The following is a 20,077-nucleotide window of genomic DNA, read 5'->3' on the forward strand; positions in this document are numbered from 1 at the left end:
GCTTTCCCCGGCCGCGCGGCGGTAGCCGGTCAGCCGGTGCGCGCCGGGGTGTTGACGCCCATGCTCTGGAGATAGCGCTTCACGTTCCGCGCCGCCTGGCGGAGCCGTTGCTCGTTCTCGACCATCGCGATGCGCACATAGCCTTCGCCATTCTCGCCATAGCCGACGCCGGGCGCGACAGCGACCTTGGCATGGGTGAGCAACTGCTTGGAGAATTCCAGGCTGCCGAGATGCGCCAGCGCCGGCGGCAGCGGTGCCCAGGCGAACATCGACGCACGCGGCGCCGGAATATCCCAGCCGGCGCGGCCGAAGCTTTCGATCAGCACGTCGCGGCGGCGCTGATAGAGCTGGCGGTTCTGCTCGACAATGTCCTGCGGCCCGTTGATTGCGGCGACCGCGGCTGCCTGGATCGGGGTGAAGGCGCCGTAATCGAGATAGGATTTCACCCGCGTCAGCGCCGAGATGAGCTGCGGGTTGCCGACCGCGAAGCCGATCCGCCAGCCGGCCATCGAATAGGTCTTGCTGAGCGAGGTGAACTCGACCGCGACGTCCTTGGCGCCCGGCACCTGCAGGATGGAGGGCGTCGGGCAGCCGTCATAATAAAGCTCTGAATAGGCCAGGTCGGACAGCACCCAAAGCTTGTGCTCCTTCGCGAACGCCACGACCCGCTCGTAGAAAGCGAGATCGACCACCTCGGCGGTCGGGTTGGAAGGATAGCCCATCACCAGCACGCTCGGGCGCGGCACGGTAAAGGCCATCGCCCGCTCGAGCGCTTCGAAATACTGTTCGTCAGGGGTGGTCGGCACGCTACGGATCGTCGCGCCGGCGATGATGAAGCCGAAGGTGTGAATCGGGTAGCTCGGGTTCGGCGCGAGCACGACGTCGCCCGGCGCGGTGATCGCCTGGGCGAGGTTGGCGAGGCCTTCCTTCGACCCGAGCGTCACGACCACCTCGCTATCGGGGTTCAGCTCGACCCCGAAACGGCGCTGGTAATAATTGGCCTGGGCCTTGCGCAGCCCCGGGATGCCCTTCGATGCCGAATATCCATGCGCGTCGGGCTTGCGCGCGACCTCGCACAGCTTCTCGATGACGTGCGGCGGCGGCGGCAGGTCCGGATTGCCCATGCCGAGATCGATGATGTCCTCGCCGCCCGCGCGCGCTTCCGCTCGCATCGCGTTCACTTCGGCGATGACATAGGGGGGCAGGCGCTTGATGCGGTAGAAATCGTCGGACATGGCTACTTCCGGTTAGAGGAAGCCTGTCCTTACGTGATTCCGGCACGCACGTGAATGACGGACATGCGTTGATGCGTTAGGGTGGTCGAAATTCGCCACCCGAGGATCCCCATGGCCGAGTCCGACGCTCCCGCACTGCCCAGCCTCGAGGAACTGCAGCACTGGACCTGGGTGATGGGCCGCGCGCAGCAGATGATGCTGGAGAGCGGCCTCGCCACCGCGGCGGCTGAACGGAGCGATCTCGGCCTGCCGGTCATTCCCGGCCTCAACGATCCGGCGACGATCCAGCGCGCCGAGGCGTTCTGGACCGATAGCATTGGTCTATGGCAGCGCTTCCTCGATCCGAAGGCCGTGCCGGCCGACGACGGCAGGCATGCCCGCGACAAGCGTTTCGCGGCGCCGCAATGGCGCGACAACCCGCTGTTCGACTGGATTCGCCAGAGCTATTTCCTGATCTCCGACCATCTGCTCGCGAATATCGACGCGCTCGAGGGCGTGGACGACCGGCAGAAGGAGCAGCTCCGCTTCGCCGCCCGCGGTTTCCTCGAGGCGATGAGCCCGAGCAACTTCGCCGCGACCAATCCGGTGGTGCTCGAAAAGACGATCGAGACCGGCGGCGAGAACCTGCTCAAGGGGCTGCAGAACATGCTGGCCGATATCGCCAAGGGCCAGCTCACCCATACCGATCCCGACGCGTTCGAGCTTGGCCGCAACCTTGCGACCACCCCGGGCAAGGTGGTGAAGCGCACTCCGCTCTACGAGCTGATCCAATATTCGCCGACGACGGAGAATGTCCTCGCCGTGCCGCTGGTCATCTTCCCGCCCTGGATCAACCGTTTCTACATCCTCGACCTGACGCCGGAGAAGAGCTTCATCCGCTGGGCGGTCGACCAGGGCATCACCGTGTTCATGGTTTCGTGGAAATCGGCCGACGCCGGCATGAAAGAGGTGGTGTGGGACGATTATGTCGAGGCGCAGATCGACGCGATCGATACGGTGCGCGCGGGGCTGAAGGTCGATGCCGTCCATACCATCGGCTATTGCGTGGCCGGCACCACGCTTGCCGCGACGCTGGCGGTGCTGGCGGCGCGGGACATGGCGGACAAGGTAAAGAGCGCGACCTTCTTCACCGCCCAGATCGATTTCTCCCGCGCTGGCGAATTGCTCAATTTCGTCGATGACGAGCAGCTGAAGACGATCGCGACCCTCTCCCCGGAAGGGTTTCTCGATGGCCGCTATCTCGCGCTGACCTTCAACCTGCTGCGCGGCCGGGACCTGATCTGGAACTACGTCACCAACAATTATCTGCTCGGCCAGGATTATGCGCCGTTCGACCTGCTGCACTGGAACGGCGATACGACCAATCTGCCGGCCAAATGGCACCTGAGCTACCTGACCGATCTCTACCGCGACAATCTGCTGGTGAAGCCGGGCATGCTCTCGGTCGGCGGCACGCCGGTCGACCTGACGAGGGTGAAGACCCCGTCCTATATCCAGGCCGGGCGCGAGGATCACATCGCGCCCGCCGAAAGCGTCTGGAACATCACCCATATCTTCTCGGGGCCGGTGAAGTTCGTGCTGGCGGGTTCGGGCCATATCGCCGGCGTGGTGAATCCTCCGGCACAGGGCAAATATCAATATTGGCTCAATCCCGGGCAGGTCGAGACGCTTGCCGATTTCGTTGCCGGCGCGACCGAGACAAAGGGAAGCTGGTGGCCCGACTGGGTCGGCTGGCTGCGCGGACAGGATGATTCCAGCGCGCCGGCCAAAGGCGCGCGCCAGCCCGGCAAGGGCGCGCTGAAGGCGATCGAGGACGCGCCGGGGAGCTACGTCCGGGCACGCTAAGGTGCAGTAATTGCAGCGTTACGTCCGCAGCATGACGCTTATGTTGCGGTGCAACAAAAAAGCTTGCGCTCCGTGCAGCATGCGACTATATTGCAGTGCAGCAAGCAGCATGAGGAGGCCCTTCATGGCCAGCAACGGACGCAAGCCCGAAACGTCGGCCAAGGCCCCGGCAACCGCGACGCCGGCTCCTAAGGTACCGGCCAAGCCGGAGGTTGCCGCAAAGCCTGTGGCAAAGACAGCCACCAAGCCGGTCGCCGCCAAGGCGCCGGTCACCCCGGCTCCTGTCGTGACGAAGCCAGTCCCGCCGGTGGCCGCAAAGATCGAACTGCCCGAACCAGCTCCCGTCGCCGTCAAGGCACCGGCCGAGCCGATGGTCGCAAAGGCCGAAGCGGCGCCAGCGCCGGTGATCGAAAAGGCAGTCGAAGCCGCAGTGAAGACCCCCGAAGCGATCATCGAAACCGTCACGCCCGCCGCCGTCGAAGCGCCGGTCGCCATCATCCAGAAGGAAGTGAAGACCATGGAAGCCAATCTGAAGAACGCTGCCGAAAAGGCCCAGACCCTGTTCGCCGAAGCAAACGAGCGCGCCAAGGCTGCCGTCGAGAAGGGCACCAAGCTGTTCGAGGAAGCCAATGAATTCTCGAAGGGCAACATCGAAGCCCTCGTCGAATCGGGCAAGATCGCAGCCAAGGGCTTCGAGACGCTCGGCCAGGACGCTGCCGAGTATAGCCGCAAGCAGTTCGAAGGCGCGACCGCGGCGTTGAAGAGCCTGTCGACCGTCAAGTCGCCGACCGATTTCTTCAAGCTGCACAGCGATTATGTCCGCTCGTCGTTCGACTCGATCGTCGCTCAGACCTCGAAGAACACCGAAGCAGTGCTGAAGCTCGCCGGCGAGGTCGCCCAGCCGATCTCGAACCGCGTCGCGCTTGCCGCCGAGAAGGCGAAGATCGCCGCGTAATCTCGCGCACGATCGTCGGGAAAAGGAAAGGGCGGTCCTTCGGGGCCGCCCTTTTCGTTTATCTGCTTTCGTTTATCTGCGCCACATTCAAGGTTGATGGTGCGCTACCTCTTGCCCTTGGGGCGCGGCTTGCCATATTTTCGCTTCACATGATCAATCAGATTACACCGACGGCAATGGCCGAGCGCCGCGACGGGGAAGGCGGCGATGACGAAGGCACCGGCCTCGGCATCGCGACCCGCACCCGCACGCGGACCAAGCAGCCGACGCCGTACCGGGTGCTGCTGCTCAACGACGATTACACGCCGATGGAATTCGTCGTGCTGGTGCTCCAGCGCTTCTTCCGCATGGACATGGAGGCGGCGACGCGCGTGATGCTCCACGTCCACCAGAAGGGTGTCGGGGTGTGCGGCGTGTTTAGCTACGAAGTGGCGGAAACCAAGGTCGCCCAGGTGATCGAGTTCGCCCGGCAGAACCAGCACCCCCTGCAATGCACGCTGGAAAAGGCCTGATCCCCTAATTCCTCCCCGGCACGGGGAGGGGGACCACGAAGTGGTGGAGGGGGCTTCCGCAGGCATCCCGCTTTGGGGGAGCCTCTCTACCATTCGCTGAAAAAGTGAATGCTCCCCCCTCCCCGCATCGGGAAGGAGCGACGGTCACCGCGCCTCGGGCAGCCACCCCAGATCGAGCCCGGCATAGCGATCGACGAAATTCGCCGCGCGCTGCAGCGCCCGCTCGTCGGTCAGGGTCACCCGCCCCGCCTCGCGCGCGATGATGCCTTCTTCCTCGAGCTGCCGAAGCATTCGGTTGACGTGGACGGCGGTCAGGCCGGTCGCGTCGCCGATCTCCTCCTGGGTCAGGCCAAGCGTGAAGCTGCTGTTGGTCGCCTTGTCGAGCATGCGCATGCGGTTGCGCATCTCGAGCAGGATGCCCGCGACCCGCGCCTTGGCCGAAGTCCGGCCGAGCGCCGCCAGCCGGTCGGTCAGCGCCGCGCGCTCGATCTGGTTATAGACCATGATCAGCGCGGCGAGCCGCGGATGGTCGGTGATCAGCTTGCTCATCGCGGTGCGCTCGAACGGGCAGACCACGGCATCGGTCAGCGCGGTGATCGTCTCGGGCGCCTCGCGATAGACCAGCGAGGAGACCCCCATCATGTCACCGGGAAACAGGAAGCGGAGGATCTGGCGACTGCCGTCGTCGAGCAGCACCGAACTCATCATCGTGCCCTTGCGCAGGACGAACAACTCGCTGCAGCGATCATTCTCCCGTTGCAGGGTGGCGCCACGGCGGAGCTGGCGCTCGCGCTCCTCCAGCTGCCCCAGCGCGTGGTGTTCGCCAGGCGTCAGTGCGACCATGTCGCTCAATCTTTCGGCGAAGCAGCTACCCGGCACGCAAACATTCCCCCCAACCCCGACGAGCCAGAGCATTGCAGGAGAATCAGTGCATTAAAGTCGATCAAGCGCTGTCACTGACACGCAACATCTTCGGCTTACGCGAAGGGGCTACTTGCGTGGCCACGCGCAGGCGATAGAAGCCGCCAATGGACCGTATCCTCATCCGCGGCGGCAACCGTCTTTCGGGCCGCCTGCCCATCTCCGGCGCCAAGAACGCAGCGCTCACCCTCATGCCCTGCGCCCTGCTCACCGAAGAACCGGTGACGCTCAGGAACCTGCCAAGGCTGGCCGATGTCGACAGTTTCGGGCACCTCCTCAACCAGCTCGGCTGCTCGACCCAGATCGAAGGCGCGCGCCCCGAGGATTTCGGCCGGGTGATGACGATCCGCGCCGGCAAGCTGACCGCGACCGAGGCGCCCTATGATATCGTGCGCAAGATGCGCGCCTCGATCCTGGTGCTTGGCCCGCTGATCGGGCGGGCAGGCGAAGCGACCGTGTCGCTGCCGGGCGGCTGCGCCATCGGCAACCGGCCGATCGACCTTCACCTGAAGGCGATGGAAGCGCTGGGGGCCGAGATCGAACTGGCCGCGGGCTATGTGAAGGCGACCGCGCCCGGTGGACGGTTGCCGGGCGGACGAGTCACCTTCCCGATCGTCTCGGTCGGCGCGACCGAGAATGCGGTGATGGCGGCGGTGACCGCGAAGGGTGGCTCGATCATCGAGAACGCCGCGCGCGAGCCGGAAATCGTCGATCTGTGCAACATGCTCGTCGCGATGGGGGCGTCGATCAATGGCATCGGCACCGAAACGCTTGAGATCGAGGGGCGTGACCGGCTTCACGGCGCGACCTATCGGGTGATGCCCGACCGGATCGAGGCGGGCAGCTATGCTTGTGCCGCAGCGATCACCGGCGGCGCGCTCGAACTGGCCGGTGTCGCGATCGACGATATGCGCGCGACCGTCGCCGCGTTGGTGGAGGCGGGCGTCACGGTGGAGGAACGGGGCGACAGCCTGTTCGTCGAGGCGACCGGCCGGCTCGGCCCGCTGACTCTGTCGACCGCGCCCTTTCCGGGCTTCGCGACTGACATGCAGGCGCAGTTCATGGCGATGCTGGCGCTGGCGGACGGCGCGAGCGTGCTGACCGAGACGATCTTCGAGAATCGCTACATGCACGTGCCGGAACTGGCCCGCATGGGGGCCGACATCCAGGTGCGCGGGCGCACCGCCGTGGTGCGCGGCGTCGACAAGCTCGTCGGTGCGCCGGTGATGGCGACCGATCTGCGCGCCTCGATGAGCCTGATCCTCGCCGGGCTCGCCGCCGGGGGCGAGACCCAGGTCCAGCGCGTCTATCACCTCGACCGGGGGTACGAGCGGCTGGAGGAAAAGCTCAGCGCGGTCGGTGCCGACATCGAACGCGTCAGCGACGGCTGATCAGGGACACCGGCGTTCCGACGCCGGGCGCTCTATTCAGCCCGCCACCATTTTCCGTCCTTCGGTGTCCACCACGGCGCCGCCGCGACGATTCGGTCGGCATAATCGGGCCAGTCCGGGTGCACCAGCGGAAGGCCCGTCGACTCGGCCAGGCGTATGATCGTCGCGCGGTCGAGCCGCTCCGGTTCATGGCCGAGCTCGCGGCAGGCAAGCCGGTACAGCTCCATCTCCTGGCCCCAGAAATAGAGCGACGTCGCGCCGGTATTGGCCTGAATGCGGCGGACATCGTCCCATTTCTGCGGCTCGACGAACTTCGCCCAGATGTCCGCCTGAACGCTGTCGACCCGCTCGTCGGGAAGCCAGGCGAGCGCATCGTCCTCCACCACGGTGATCTTGGCCCTGGCCTCGGGCGGTAGCTGGTCGAGGATGCCGAGCGTGTCGATCAGTTCGATGATGTGCGGATCGCGCTCGACCACGGTGACGCGCTCGACCGCCGGGTTGAGCGCCACATTCGCCGCGCACCAGCCCATGCCCATGCCCAGCACCGCCGTATGGCCATAGGCGGCGGCGATCCCGATCTCCTGGCTCTCGATCTCGGCGGGGACGATCGACATCCAGCTCGCATCGCTGCCCTCGGACGGTCCCGTCAGGATCGTGGTGCCCGCCATGCCATAGGTCTTGCCCCAATAGCCCCGCGCGCCCGTCATCAGGATGACGCTCAGCGTCCAGGGGCCCCAGGTGCCGGCGCGGTAGCGGGGAATCCACAGGCTGCTGGAAAAATCGCCCAGGAGAAGACGAGGGTCGATTCCCGCATCGTCGGTTGGTGTCATCCAGGGTTCGCCTTGAAAGGGATGGGACGGCGCACGGGTATCGACTTTGCGCTGGAGTTCAAGCACCCGGAAGCGTCGAGGCCAATTCCGCTCGCCAACGTTCCGGCCGCTGCTATCGTGCGACGCGGCGGGATATCCGGGGGGCGACGTGAGCGAGCGCAAGATCCAGATCGTGATCGTCGGGGGCGGCGCTGGCGGGCTTGAGCTCGCACGTCGCCTCGGCGCGAAATATGGGCGCAGGCGCCACGACATCATCTTGGTCGAACGCAACCGCACCCATATCTGGAAGCCGCTGCTGCACGAGGTCGCGGCTGGATCGCTCGACGCCAATCTCGATGAGGTCGGCTATCGCAGCCATTGCCACCGCTGGGGCTATCGCTTCTTCCTCGGCACGCTTGAAAGCATCGATCGCGAGCATGGGGAGATCGTCGTCGCGCCCCTGCTCGACGAGGACGGCAGCGAGTTGATCGCGCGCCACGCCATTCGTTACGATTATCTGGTGATCGCGGTCGGCGCCGAGACCAATGATTTCGGCACGCCCGGCGCCCGCGCGCATTGCATGGTGCTCGACGACCGCACCCAGGCGGACAGGTTCCGCAACCGCCTGCTCAACCATTGCCTGCGCGTTTCCCGCGCGATGAGCCTCGATCCGGCGTCGGACGAGCATGTCCGGGTCGCTGTCGTCGGCGGCGGCGCCACCGGCGTCGAGCTGACCGCCGAACTGTTCAACTCGGCGGCGGCGCTGCACTATTACGGGCTTGAGACCTTCGACGAGAGCCGTCTGCAGGTGACTTTGATCGAGGCAGGCCCGCGCATCCTGCCGGCACTTCCCGAAAAGCTTGCCGCGGCGGCGCAGGCTGAGCTCGAAGCGCTTGGCGTGCGCGTGCTGACCGGCACGCGGGTGACCGAGGTTACCGCCGGGGCGATCGTCACCGGCACCGGCGAGCGTATCGAGAGCGAGCTGCGCGTCTGGGCGGCGGGTGTTCGCGGTGCCGCCACGCTCGATCATATCGGCGGGCTTGAAACCAACGCCACCAATCAGCTTCTCGTGCGGCCGACGCTCCAGACCACGCTTGACGACCGCATCTTTGCAATGGGCGATTGCTGTTCCTGCCTCGATCCGGCGACCGGTCGCCCGGTCCCGCCCCGCGCCCAGGCGGCGCACCAGATGGCGTCGAGCGTGTTCGGCAATCTCGTCCGGCTGATGGACGGGCGGGGCCTGGTGCCCTTCGCCTATCACGATCACGGCTCGCTCGTGTCGATCAGCCGCTTCTCGACGGTGGGCAGCCTGATGGGCAATCTCGTCGGCGGGCGCATGGCGATCGAGGGGCGGCTGGCCCGATTCGTCTATGTCTCGCTTTACCGTATGCACCTGATCGCGATCCATGGCTGGTTGCGCGGCATCGGGCTGATCGTGATCGGCCGGGTCAACACCATCATCAGGCCGAGGCTGAAGCTGCATTGACGAGCCGGGGCGTCTGCCCAACCACCATCGTCACCCCGGACTTGTCCGGGGCCCATTGCGCCGCACGTCCAACGAGCGTGATGCAGGCGGAGCAGCGGATGCCGCAACGAGTCCGACAGGACGAAAGAGGATCTCAGATCGCGTCCGGCGCCACGCACTCCTCCCTTTCAGGAGGCGGAATCAGTCCAGCCCGAGAATGCGACGGTTGCGCGCTGAATCCGGTGCCGTCCCGGCGAAGTCGTCAAAGGCGCGGTCGGCCTTGCGGATCATATGGGCTTCGATGAACGGCGCGCCTTCGGCCGCACCCTGTTCGGGGTGTTTGAAGCAGCATTCCCATTCGAGCACCGCCCAGCCGGCATAGTCGTGCCTGGTGAAGGCGGAGAAGATCGCGCCGAAATCGACCTGGCCGTCGCCCAATGAGCGGAAGCGGCCCGGGCGGTCGGCCCAGTCGGCATAGCCGCCATAGACGCCGGCGCGGCCATTGGGCCTGAACTCGGCATCCTTCACATGGAACATGCGGATCCGGTCGTGATAGAGGTGGATGAACTCGACATAATCGAGCTGCTGCAGCACGAAATGGCTTGGGTCGTAGAGGATGTTGGCGCGCGGGTGATGGTTCACCGCGGCGAGGAAGCGTTCCCAGCTTATCCCGTCGTGTAGATCCTCGCCCGGGTGAATCTCGAAACAGGCATCGACGCCGTTTTCCTCGAAGACGTCGAGCAATGGCGTCCAGCGCCGTGCCAGCTCCCTGAAACCTTCCTCGACCAGTCCGGCGGGGCGTTGCGGCCAGGGATACATGGTGTGCCAGAGCAGCGCGCCGGAGAAGGTGGCGTGCGAGTCCAGCCCGAGCCGGCGGCTGGCGCGGGCCGCCATGCGGACCTGGTCCCTGGCCCATTCAGTGCGTTCGGCGGGTTTCCCGTGCACCTCGGCAGGAGCGAAGGCGTCGAAGAGCTCGTCATAAGCGGGGTGAGTCGCGACGAGCTGGCCCTGGAGGTGAGTCGACAGCTCGGTGATCGCGACCCCCGGCCTCGGCGCAGATCCCGGCGACCTCGTCGCAATAATCCTGGCTTTCCGCTGCCCGCTTCAGGTCGAACAGGCGCGAATCCCAGGTCGGGATCTGCACCCCGACATAGCCGAGACCGGCCGCCCATCGCGCGATTCCGCCGAGCGTGTCGAACGGCGCCGCGTCGCCCGCGAACTGAGCGAGGAAGATGGCGGGACCCTTCATGCATGTTCTCCCAGATTGGTCCACGCGCCGCCGCCGGCGCTGCTGTCATGTGCCGCCTGGATGAAGCGCATGCCGGCGACACCGTCGGCAAGGCTGGCATAACAGGGCAGGTCGGGCGTCTTGCCCCGCACCGCGTCGGCGAAATCGCGATAGATATTGGCGAAGGCTTCGAGATAGCCCTCGGGATGGCCCGACGGCACCCGGGTGACGCGCATCGCGGCCTCACCGAGGTAGGAGCGGTCGACGCCGGGGGTCCAGATCTCCTCCGGCCCCCCGCGCCGCGCGACGCGGAGATGGTTGGGATGCTCCTGATGCCAGTGAAGCCCGGCATGCTCGCACCAGACTGATATCTCCAGGCCATTGGCGTCGCCGGTGCAGATCTGGCTGGCGACCAGCGTGCCGCGACCGCCGCCGACCAGGTGGAACATCGCGGCGCCGTCATCATCGAGCGTCCGGCCCGGCACCGCCGCGCGCAGTTCGGCCGAGAGCCGGGTCATGCGCTCGCCGGTGATATATTCGACCAGGTTGAAGGCATGAGTCCCGATATCGCCGAACGCCCCGGCCAGGCCGGAGCGCGCGGGGTCGATCCGCCATTCGGCCTGCTTGCCGACCGCGTCGCCGGCCTGCGCCAGCCAGCCCTGGGTGTAGCGCACCGAGACTCGCCGCACCGCGCCGAGATCGTCCGCCGCGATCAGCGCGCGCGCCTGCCGCACCATCGGATAGCCGAGATAGGTATGGGTGACGCCCACCAGCCCGCCGGTGCGGATGGCGGCCGCCTCGAACGCGAGCGCCGCATCGAGCGTGTCGGTGAGGGGCTTGTCGGTGAGCACGGGCAAACCGGCATCGAGCGCGGCGATGGCGATGGGCGCGTGGACATGATTGGGCGTGACGATCGCGACGAATTCGGCCCGCTCGTCTTCCGGCAGTGCCTTCTCGCCGTCGATCAGCGCCCGGTAGCTGGTGTAGCTCCGGTCGGGGGCGATACCCGCCGCGATGCCGGAGCGTTTCGCCCGCTCGGGATCGCTGCTCAGCGCACCCGCGACCAGCCGGCAATTGCCGGCGATGGCCGCCGCGGTGCGGTGAATCGGGCCGATGAACGCGCCTTCGCCGCCGCCGATCATGGCATATCTGACCGGATCGGCCGTCACGCCGGAAGCGTCCGCAGATAGGCGATGCTTTCAGCGAGAGCGGTGAGCTGCGGCTGAACCCAGGGGGCTTCCTGCTCGACGAACCAGCTCTTGATCCGCGCTGTCTTCGCCGCCGCGAACACCGCCGGCCAGTCGATACTGCCCTTGCCGATCGGCACGGTGGTCAGATCCCCGGCGATCGTGCCGGGCTTGCGCTCCTTCGTCGCGATATCCTTGACGTGGAGCAGCTCGATCCGCGCGCCATGCTCCTTCAGCACATGCGCGGGATCATGTCCGGCCGCCGCGACCCAGCCGAGATCAAGTTCGAACGCGACAAGCGCCGGATCGGTATGCTCCAACAGCTCATGGAACGCGACCTTGCCGTCATAAGCGAGGAATTCGGCCGGGTGGTTATGATAGGCGAAGCGCATGCCGAGCGCCTTTGCCCGGGCGCCGACCTCGTTCATCCGCGCGGCGTTGCGGCGCCAGTCGTCGAGGGTCATCGCCTCGGCGACGGCCTGGACCCAAGGGCGGCCGGGGGCGAGCGGCTTCCGCCAGGCAGGCGAGGAGGCGACGAAATAGCGCACGCCCACATCGCGCGCAGCGGCGAGCCGCGTGTCGACCTCGCCCATCAATTCCATCATCGAATAGTGGCAGGAGAAACAGTCGAGCCCGGCGGCGGCGACGCCTTTCCGGAAATCGGCCGGCGACAGGCCGGTCCAGCCGGCTGCCTCGACCCTGTCATAGCCGATCGCCTTCAGCGATTTCAGCGTGCCCGCGAAATCCTTCGCGAGGTCTTCCTTGACCGTCCAGAGCTGGAGGCCAGGCGGCAGGCCGAGCGGCATGGCACCGGCGGATACCGGCAGCAATGCAGTACCAATGGCAGCGCCTGCGGCACCGAGAAACATGCGGCGATCGAGCATCGGACCCCTCCTGTCGGGAGCCACGGACTTGCGCCGTTGCCGCACCATGTGGTGCGCTCCCATCCTATATGATTGCCCGGGAGGCGCGGCGATGCAAGCCGCAAGAACAGCCATTGGCCGCGCTGGACGACTCGGCGCGCGTTCAGATGCCGCCGCTCCACAGTCCGATCATGATGACGAGGGGAAGGCTGGCGAGAACCAGCGGGACGATCCGCTTCACGGGTTTCTCCTCTGGCACCCAAGGGGACGGGATCGGTGCACATCGGCCATCCGGACACGAGGTCCGGATGGTCGATACCGGCCCGTCAGTGAGGGGCAAAGACGGGCCGGGCGTACCGCCGTCGCCGGGGGGGCTTTAGGGTGACGGTACGCGGAGTCTTGTGACTCATTCGCCCAGCGCTGTCCGTCGCGCTGCGACAGGAGCGCGACGAATCTGCTGCGGTGCGGCGAAACCTCCAGTCTAAGCCTTGAGGCGGTGCCGTACCTCGCCCCAATGGCGCGGGCCGACGCGGACGACCGCGCCTGACTTCAGCTCAAGCACCATGTGCCGCCCGATCGCGCTGATCCGCAGCACCGATTCGGGCCTGACAAAGGCTGAGCGATGCACCCTGATCATGTGCGCTGGATCGAGCCCCTGTTCGAGCGCTGCCATGGTGATCCGGATCATATGGCTTCGTTCCGGCGTGTGGAGCAGCGCGTAATCCTTGGCCGCCTCGATCCATTCGATCGTATCGACCGGCACGCGGATTTCGCCGCGCGAGGTGGGGATCCAGAATTCCTCCTGATAGGTGCTGCGCAGGGGCGGGGCGGTTTCAGCGTCGCCCGTCGCCTCGTCGGCGGTTTCGGCCGGCGTCGTGGCGCCCAGGCGGCGCAGCACCGACCGGATTCGCGCGAGCAGTTCGCGCGGCTCGAACGGCTTCATGATGTAATCGTCGGCGCCCAGTTCGAGCCCGACGACCCGGTCGATCACGTCGCGGCGCGCGGTGAGCATGACGATGCCGATGGTCGGGTTCAGCGCGCGCAGCCGGCGGGCGATGCTGAAGCCGTCCTCGTCGGGCATGGTCACGTCGAGCACGACGAGCGTCGGCATGCCGCGCCCGAGGATGATGTCGAGATCGGCGCCACTGCCGGCTTCGTCGACATCCATGCCCTGCTCGCGGAGATAGGCAGCGACCGGCTCGCGCAGGTCCTCCTCGTCATCGACCACGACGATGTGGGGGACAATGTGGGCAACGATGTGCGGATTGGCGCCGCGCGGACTGACGGGATGCGGGTCGATGGGGCGTGGATTGGCGGGGGAAGTCATGCGAGATCCATCTGCTTGAGGAACCGGTGTACCGCGTCGAGCGTGAAGGGTTTTTCGAGGACCGGGCGCTTCACCTCCTCGAGGAAGCGCGCCGCCGCGACGCCCAGCGTGTCGCCGGTGGCGAAGGCGACCCGGTCGAGCAGGTCGGGCCGCTCCGCCGCGATCCAGGCATGGAGATGCGGGCCGTCGATCCCTGGCATGCGCAGGTCGCTGACGACGAGGTCGTACTGGCCCTGTGCCAGTTTCTCCTGCGCAGCGCCGCCGCCAACCGCGACATCGCAGACGAATCCCTCGATGGAGAGGAAGTCGGCAAGCGATTCGGCGATTTCCTGCTCGTCATCGACGACCAGCGCCTTGCGCACCGGCGCCTCGATCTGCGGCATGGGCTCGGCGGCAGCGGTCGGCGGTACCGGGCCGGCGTCGATCGGGAGCGTCAGGCGGAAACAGGCGCCGCGCGCGGCCGGCATCAGGTCAAGCCGGCCGCCATGGGCCTCGGCCAGGCCCTGGGAGAAGGACAGGCCGACACCGGTGCCCTGGCCCTGCGGCTTGGTGGTGAAGAAGGGTTCGAAGATCCGGCGCCGCGCCTCTTCGGGAATGCCGGGGCCGTTGTCGGCGACCTCGAGGATGACGGTGCCCGGATCGTCGCCGATCGCGGTGCGTACCGTCAAGGCGCGGTCGGGCAGGCGAGCCTCGACCAATGCCTGCTGGGCGTTGACGATCAGGTTGATGATGATCTGGTGGAGCTGGTCCGAATCAGCCGAGATGCCGGGCAGCGCCGGGGCAAGATCGCGGGTCGCGGCGATGCCGTCGTTCCTCAGGCCATATTCGGCCAGGTCGTAGGCGGCGTTGGCCACTGCGTTGAGATCGACCGGCTCGCGCTCCGGCCGCTTCTGCCGTGCCATGGCGAGGAAGGTCTGGACGATCCGCGCGCAGCGATCGGCGGCGCGGCGGATCTTCTGCGCGCGCTCGGCCAGCTCGCTGCCGCGCGACTGGCGCTCCATCATCACTGCCTGGGCGACGACGATCGACAACGGGTTGTTGAGTTCGTGGCTGACCCCGGCGAGCAGCGAGCCGAGCGCCGACAGCTTCTCGGTCTGGTAAAGCGCCTCGCGCGAGCGGGCGAGCGCTGCCTCGGCGCGCTTGCGCTCGGTCAGGTCGAGGGTGAAGCCGCCGGTCCGGGCGACGCCGGCGCCGGTGATCGGGAAGACCATGGAGAGCACGTGGCGGTCGCCGGCGGCCCGGTCTCCGTTCTCGCCCATGCCCTCAAGGGTGATCTCGGCGCTGGCGACCTGCCCGTCCCGGCCAAGCTCTTCGAGCCGGGCAAGCTCGGCGGCGATTGCCGGCGGGAAGATCTCGTCGGAATGCGCGCCGTGCAGATCCTCCGGCATGCGACCCAGCGTCTTGGCGAATTCGGGATTGACCCGGACGTAGCGTCCGTCCCCGCTCTTCAGATGCATCGCGACCGGCGCGTTCTCCAGGAAGGCGGAGAGTTGCGCCTCGCTTTCGGCAAGCCGCTCCTCCGAATGGGCGCGTTCGAGTACCGCGAGCGTTCGGTCGGCGAGATCGCGGACCAGATCGACCTCGCTGTCGGTCCACCGCCGCGGGTTGCCGTGCTGGACCGAGAGCACCGCGACGATCTTCCCGCCACGCATCATCGGCAGGGTTAGCACCGCGCCGATGCCGAGGGATTCGAACAAGGGGCGATTGCGCTCGTCGAAACGGGGATCGGTGGCGACATCGTCGACGCGCACCGGCTGCCCGTCCATGTGGGCGGCGGCCAGCCTCGTGCCGAGCGCCGCCGAGGCGTAGCGCTGGTTGACGATGCTTGGCCGGCCAGTCGTCCATTCCTGCAAGATGCAGAGCGTGATCCCGTTATCCTCGCTCTCGGCGAAGTTGGTGCGCATCGCGCCGAGATGCTCGCCGAGCGCGGCCAGCGTCTGGGCCAGGATGTCGCGCGCGGTCGCCTGCTGGCGGATGCGGTCGTTCCAGGCGAGCAGGAAGGCCTGGTTGCGTTCGCGTTCCTGCAGCGCCGCCTGCGCATGAGCGCGCTCAAGCGCGACCCAGGTACGCTCGGCGATGTCGCGCATGAGCTGGATCTCGCCGACATGCCAGCGGCGCGCCTCATGGTGGTGGACCGACAGGGCTGAGTGGAGCCGATCGCCCTGGACCATCGGCGCGGTGACAAAGGCCCGGATGTCGGCATCCAGGTAGCGCGCAACCGCCCGGGGTTCGAGCCGGGGATCGGCCTCGACGTCCTCGTACCGGATGATCTCGCCGGCGTTCCATTCGCGATCGGCCGCCGCGCCGATGCTTTCCAGCAGGAAGCTGTTGCCGCGGAGGCTGGCGACGCCGTCGCGCCATTCGCCCGTCACGGTGACCATCCGGCCCGCCGCATCGCCTTCGGCATAAGTGGTGCGGGTGGCGCCGAGATGCCTGCCCAGCCATTCGAGCGTGGTCGCCATGATCGCGTCGGGCGAGGCCTCGCCGCGCACCTTGTCGCTCCAGGCGAGCAGGAAGGCTTGGTTGCGCTCGCGTTCCTGCAGGGCCGTCTCGGCGCGGGCGCGGGCAAGCGTTGCCCAGACTCGCTCGGCCAGTTCCTCGCACAGCTCGATCTCGTCGCGAGTCCAGATGCGCGGCAGGGTGTCGAGCACTGCCAGCATGGCGACCGGCCTGCCTTCCTTGACGATGGGGACGTTGATGCTCGAACGCACCCCGATCAGCTCGGCGACGCGCCGTACCGGATCGGCGGGATCGCGGCCGGGGCCGTGATTGTCCTCCACCACCCGGCTTTCGCTTACGTCATGCCGCCCGGCGAGGCCGGCAAGGGCCTCGCCCAGCGCCAGAAGCCTGGCGGCATCGTGCTGGCGCACGCCACCGGCGGCGTGGAAGATGTCGGGCGGGTCCGCTCCGATGTCCCCGATCTCGCCATAGAGCATGTGCGCGACGCCGAGATGTTCGGCGAGGACGCGCGACAGCATGATCAGGATCGCATCGGTGTCGGCCAGGTCGCGCGACTGGTCGTGAAAGGTGCGCAGCACGGCCTGGCGCCGGTCGTGCGCCTGTTTGTCGCTGAAATCGATCTGCACGCCGCACCAGCGCACGACCGTTCCATCGGCATCGCGGATCGGCACTGCCTTGCTGAGATAGGGGCGATAGCTCCCGTCGGGGCAGCGCATCCGCAGCAGCAGGGTCGAGGTCTCCCCCTCGTCCCAGGATCGTTTCCAGGTCTCGAGCGCGAGCGGCAGGTCGTCGGGATGGCAGATCCCGCTCGGATCGCCCTGCTCGGCGCTCGTGCCGCCGAACATCTCGTGCCATTGGCGATTCGCCCAGCGCAGCACGCCATTCTCGTCGCCGACCCAGCACAGGCCGGGCAGGTTCTCCGCGAGCATGCGGAATTGTTCTTCGCTCTCGCGCAGCTCGGCGATGGTACGATGCCCGCCGAGCGCGTCGGGCGCCGCGCTGCCCGCCGAATCGGATTCGGGATTGGCGTCGACGCCGTGTCGGTCCTGCATGGTTGCTCTGCCCCTCTGCGCCGCATGATAGCGCCACTTCGGTGGCTTGCAGAAGGGCGCGGTCGCGGCCCGGTCGCTGGCCGCGCCACGTTCGTCGCAGCTTCGTCGCTTTCGTCGCAAGCCGTGGCCACCCGGCCGCCGGATCGCGCAGGATTAATAGCATGGAAAGCGTATCCGCCGCATCCGGCTCCACTGCACCCAAGAACCCGGAATCGTTGCAAAGTCTTGCGGTAGGTTGCTTCGCCTCGATTTGCCGCGACCGGCTGGCGGACGAATTGCTCCTGTTCTCGCGGCGCTGTCCCGACATCGATATCGGCGTGCACGAGATGCCGCGCGGCGCCCTGTTGCCCGCGCTGCGTGGCGGCGACCTGTCGCTGGCCGTGCTGCCCGGCGAGCCCGAGCCGGGGACTCAGTCGATCGGGCTGTGGCAGGACCGCGTGCTGGTCGCGATGGCGGCGGGGCACAGGCTGGCCGCGTCGGCGGGGGTCGAGCCGTCCGAGCTTCGCGACGAACTCTTCCTGACGTCGCAGCAGCAGTTCGGCGGCGACATGCACCGCTTTCTCGCGCGGCGCATCCTGCCGCCCGGGTCGGCGCTCAACGCAACGATCATCGATCTCGGGCCCCCGAAAATCCTCGACCGCGTCGCGCAGGGTGCCGGCGTCGCGCTGATCAGCGGCAGCCATGAAGACCATGTCGGCGACGGGATCGTGGTGCGGCCGGTCGACGCGCCGGGCGCGCTGTTCCCGGTGCGCGCCTATTGGATCGCGGAGGAACCGGCCGAGCCGCTGGCAGGGCTGATCCGGAGCCTGAAGGAGCGATCAGGCGCGTTCAGCGCCGATGCTGTTGGGAAATTCTTAGGGTGACCGAACCCCTCTCTCCTTTCGACGAATATGTCCGCGTGCACGACGACAAGCCCGCCATTTGCAACGGGGAGAGCTGCCCGGGGGTAGATTGTCCCTTCGTAAACGCCGAGCCGCAGGACGTTGAGAGCGGCGGGCGGCAATAGCCTTCTGAGATCACCAATGAGTCTCGACTGCGTAGGCTGAGCTTCTCTTCCTCGATCCGGAAGAGAGTGGCGATCCGATCCAGCAGCTTGTTCGTCAACGGCGTCGGGCTGGTGGTTTGGTGCTCGAATATCTTGCGCCGGAAATGCGCCCAGCAGGCGACTTCCCGAATGGTGCTGTGGACCCTGGGGCCTGAACCTTCCTGCCCGACTGACCTTGATCGACGATGGAAGATCAGTCGGCGCGACGAGAGCCCTTGGAAGGCACACCACTCTTCAGCCAGCCTTCAGGCAGCTTCATGATCCTCATGTCTCCAGACCAGTACCCAGAGCCCGTACAACAAGACAGCCAGAACGGCCCCGTCCGCAAACCAGGCTACGCCATTCAAGACAGTGAGGGCGAGCAGCCCGATCACCGCCAGGACCAACAGCAGAGCCACCGCGATGGGTCGCGCCCACTTCGCCGAGGTCTTCAGGCCGCGCCCGACGAGACCTAGCGCTCCCGCGAACAGTGCTGCGATCAGGGCGACCCCGGCCAGCATCGCAAATATTCCGGCAACCACCCCGTTCATGAACGAAAAAGCGGCGCCAAGGCCCGTGGCGGCGTTCGATAGAAGCCCAACCAGACCGTATGTCGGCACGTCCAGATACTGTGGCGGCCGCGAGGCATGATCCGACCCGATCATGAACGCGCTCCCTCCCAGGACAAGCGCCATGAGTAAAGAGGGGACGCCCAACAGCCACCCCGAGATCTGGAAGCCGCGGGTGACGATCCGCCGATGGGTCAAAGGCGGACGAGGGCTAAACCGGCTAGACAATCTCCGCCTCCTTGTCGTGGTTGCGAACCGCGTTCGCCGGGGCACTCGATCGGCTGCTTCCTAATCAATGCTGTCGAACAGATTCCGAAGCCATGACCGGTGTAACCTGAAGCTGTCGCGTGATCACTCCTGCGCTGCGTGCATATACGAGCTTTCGCCCGCGGCAAGGCCGCCTCCAGAACGTTGAGCCAGGCAAAAGGCCCGGCGGCCTTCGCCACCGAGCCCCTTGGCCGAGCCGTCAGAAGGGAATCTCGTCGTCGAGATCCGGCTGGCCGTCATGCTGGGTCTTCGCTCGGCTCAGGAAGTCGACCGTCTCGGCGACGATCTCGCTGCCGTAGCGATCGACGCCCCTCGTCGGTCTACCTGCTGTAGTGGACCTGCGGATGGCGATGCGCTTTGTCGCTTTGCCACAAGGGTGTGGTGGGCCCGTCGGGATTCGAACCCGAGACCTACAGATTAAAAGTCCGTTGCTCTACCAACTGAGCTACGGGCCCCGACCAGGGACGCGCGTTACGAGCGACGCGGGCGCCGGTCAACCGCGCGTGCGCGCGCCAGGAGCTGGCGAACCGTCAGACCGGTGACCGGATCGCGCCAGGCAGGCACCAGCGTCGCCATCGGATCGAGCACGAAGCGGCGCGCGCGGAAGGCGCGGTGCGGCACTGTCAGCGCCGAATCGGTCCACACGCCGCCCGACCAGAGGACGATGTCGAGATCGATTACCCGGGCACCCCAGCGGCGCCCGGGCCGGCGCCCGAAATCCCGCTCGATGCGCTTGAGCCGGTCGAGCAGGGCGCGGGGCGATTCGGCCGAATCGAGGATCAGCGCGGCATTGACGAAGCGACGCGACGACGGGCCGACCGGGGCGGTGGCGAAGAATCGCGATACCGCGACGACCGGCCCCAGCGCCGCGATTGCCGCACGCACCATCGCCTCGGGGGAGCCGTGGCGCCCGGGGCGGTTCGATCCGATCGCGATGGCGTATCTTGTTACTGGCACCGGGACGTGC

At 66.8% G+C, this 20,077-nt stretch carries 16 protein-coding genes, 1 tRNA gene and 1 pseudogene; 6 read left to right on the top strand and 12 right to left on the bottom strand.

Annotated elements, in window-relative coordinates; translation table 11 throughout:
* Positions 1 to 29: 29 nt before the first annotated feature.
* Entirely contained in the window at positions 30 to 1,235 is a 1,206-nt protein-coding gene (locus P0Y59_20030; protein WEJ99203.1) for an LL-diaminopimelate aminotransferase, read from the bottom strand.
* Positions 1,236 to 1,346: 111 nt separating this feature from the next.
* Here P0Y59_20030 and phaC point away from each other — a divergent pair, with 111 nt between their 5' ends.
* The 3 genes from phaC (at position 1,347) to clpS (ending at position 4,547) form a co-directional block, all read left to right on the top strand.
* On the top strand, positions 1,347 to 3,080 hold the full coding sequence (gene phaC / locus P0Y59_20035; GenBank protein ID WEJ99204.1) for a class I poly(R)-hydroxyalkanoic acid synthase: 1,734 nt from the start codon (positions 1,347 to 1,349) through the stop codon (positions 3,078 to 3,080).
* Positions 3,081 to 3,204: 124 nt separating this feature from the next.
* Positions 3,205 to 4,035 (top strand): phasin family protein, encoded by an 831-nt coding sequence (locus P0Y59_20040; protein ID WEJ99205.1) that lies wholly within the window; start codon positions 3,205 to 3,207, stop codon positions 4,033 to 4,035.
* 176 nt (positions 4,036 to 4,211) lie between these two features.
* On the top strand, positions 4,212 to 4,547 hold the full coding sequence (clpS, locus tag P0Y59_20045) for an ATP-dependent Clp protease adapter ClpS (protein WEK02631.1): 336 nt from the start codon (positions 4,212 to 4,214) through the stop codon (positions 4,545 to 4,547).
* Between the two features lie 144 nt (positions 4,548 to 4,691).
* Here the strand turns inward: clpS and P0Y59_20050 are convergent, their stop codons facing one another.
* Positions 4,692 to 5,390, bottom strand: a complete 699-nt coding sequence (locus P0Y59_20050) for a Crp/Fnr family transcriptional regulator (protein WEJ99206.1) — start codon at positions 5,388 to 5,390, stop codon at positions 4,692 to 4,694.
* Between the two features lie 185 nt (positions 5,391 to 5,575).
* On the opposite strand from P0Y59_20050, the gene murA reads away from it, so the two are divergent.
* Positions 5,576 to 6,859 carry a UDP-N-acetylglucosamine 1-carboxyvinyltransferase gene (murA, locus tag P0Y59_20055; GenBank protein ID WEJ99207.1) on the top strand — a complete coding sequence of 428 codons (1,284 nt, stop codon included), beginning with the start codon at positions 5,576 to 5,578 and terminating at the stop codon, positions 6,857 to 6,859.
* A gap of 32 nt (positions 6,860 to 6,891) precedes the next feature.
* Here the strand turns inward: murA and P0Y59_20060 are convergent, their stop codons facing one another.
* Positions 6,892 to 7,689 (bottom strand): hypothetical protein, encoded by a 798-nt coding sequence (locus tag P0Y59_20060; GenBank protein WEJ99208.1) that lies wholly within the window; start codon positions 7,687 to 7,689, stop codon positions 6,892 to 6,894.
* 148 nt (positions 7,690 to 7,837) lie between these two features.
* On the opposite strand from P0Y59_20060, the gene P0Y59_20065 reads away from it, so the two are divergent.
* Positions 7,838 to 9,154 (top strand): NAD(P)/FAD-dependent oxidoreductase, encoded by a 1,317-nt coding sequence (locus P0Y59_20065; GenBank protein ID WEJ99209.1) that lies wholly within the window; start codon positions 7,838 to 7,840, stop codon positions 9,152 to 9,154.
* A 180-nt stretch (positions 9,155 to 9,334) separates the two neighbouring features.
* Here the strand turns inward: P0Y59_20065 and P0Y59_20070 are convergent.
* The 5 genes and pseudogenes from P0Y59_20070 to P0Y59_20090 form a co-directional block, all read right to left on the bottom strand.
* Positions 9,335 to 10,382, bottom strand: a pseudogene (locus P0Y59_20070) (sugar phosphate isomerase/epimerase).
* Positions 10,379 to 11,530, bottom strand: coding sequence for a Gfo/Idh/MocA family oxidoreductase (locus P0Y59_20075; GenBank protein ID WEJ99210.1), 1,152 nt, complete (start codon positions 11,528 to 11,530; stop codon positions 10,379 to 10,381). Before P0Y59_20075 ends, P0Y59_20070 begins: the two are co-directional and overlap by 4 nt.
* On the bottom strand, positions 11,527 to 12,432 hold the full coding sequence (locus P0Y59_20080; GenBank protein ID WEJ99211.1) for a sugar phosphate isomerase/epimerase: 906 nt from the start codon (positions 12,430 to 12,432) through the stop codon (positions 11,527 to 11,529). Before P0Y59_20080 ends, P0Y59_20075 begins: the two co-directional genes overlap by 4 nt.
* Before the next feature lie 460 nt (positions 12,433 to 12,892).
* A complete protein-coding gene (locus P0Y59_20085; protein WEJ99212.1) occupies positions 12,893 to 13,738 on the bottom strand; it encodes a response regulator in 846 nt (281 codons plus the stop codon).
* On the bottom strand, positions 13,735 to 17,250 hold the full coding sequence (locus P0Y59_20090) for a GAF domain-containing protein (GenBank protein WEJ99213.1): 3,516 nt from the start codon (positions 17,248 to 17,250) through the stop codon (positions 13,735 to 13,737). The genes P0Y59_20085 and P0Y59_20090 overlap by 4 nt, the downstream gene beginning before the upstream one ends.
* 161 nt (positions 17,251 to 17,411) lie before the next feature.
* On the opposite strand from P0Y59_20090, the gene P0Y59_20095 reads away from it, so the two are divergent.
* Entirely contained in the window at positions 17,412 to 18,113 is a 702-nt protein-coding gene (locus P0Y59_20095) for a LysR family substrate-binding domain-containing protein (protein ID WEJ99214.1), read from the top strand.
* On the opposite strand, the gene P0Y59_20100 is transcribed toward P0Y59_20095, so the two are convergent.
* From P0Y59_20100 to folK, 4 genes are all read right to left on the bottom strand, one after another.
* A complete protein-coding gene (locus tag P0Y59_20100) occupies positions 18,079 to 18,426 on the bottom strand; it encodes a transposase (GenBank protein ID WEK02632.1) in 348 nt (115 codons plus the stop codon). The genes P0Y59_20095 and P0Y59_20100 overlap by 35 nt on opposite strands.
* 114 nt (positions 18,427 to 18,540) lie before the next feature.
* Positions 18,541 to 18,939: a hypothetical protein gene (locus tag P0Y59_20105; GenBank protein WEJ99215.1), complete on the bottom strand. Its 399-nt coding sequence runs from the start codon at positions 18,937 to 18,939 to the stop codon at positions 18,541 to 18,543.
* 550 nt (positions 18,940 to 19,489) lie between these two features.
* A tRNA-Lys gene (locus P0Y59_20110) sits at positions 19,490 to 19,565 on the bottom strand.
* 16 nt (positions 19,566 to 19,581) lie between these two features.
* Positions 19,582 to 20,067 (bottom strand): 2-amino-4-hydroxy-6-hydroxymethyldihydropteridine diphosphokinase, encoded by a 486-nt coding sequence (folK, locus tag P0Y59_20115; GenBank protein ID WEJ99216.1) that lies wholly within the window; start codon positions 20,065 to 20,067, stop codon positions 19,582 to 19,584.
* Between the last annotated feature and the right edge of the window lie 10 nt (positions 20,068 to 20,077).

It is taken from the genome of Candidatus Sphingomonas phytovorans, assembly GCA_029202385.1.
GTDB lineage: Bacteria > Pseudomonadota > Alphaproteobacteria > Sphingomonadales > Sphingomonadaceae > Sphingomonas > Sphingomonas phytovorans.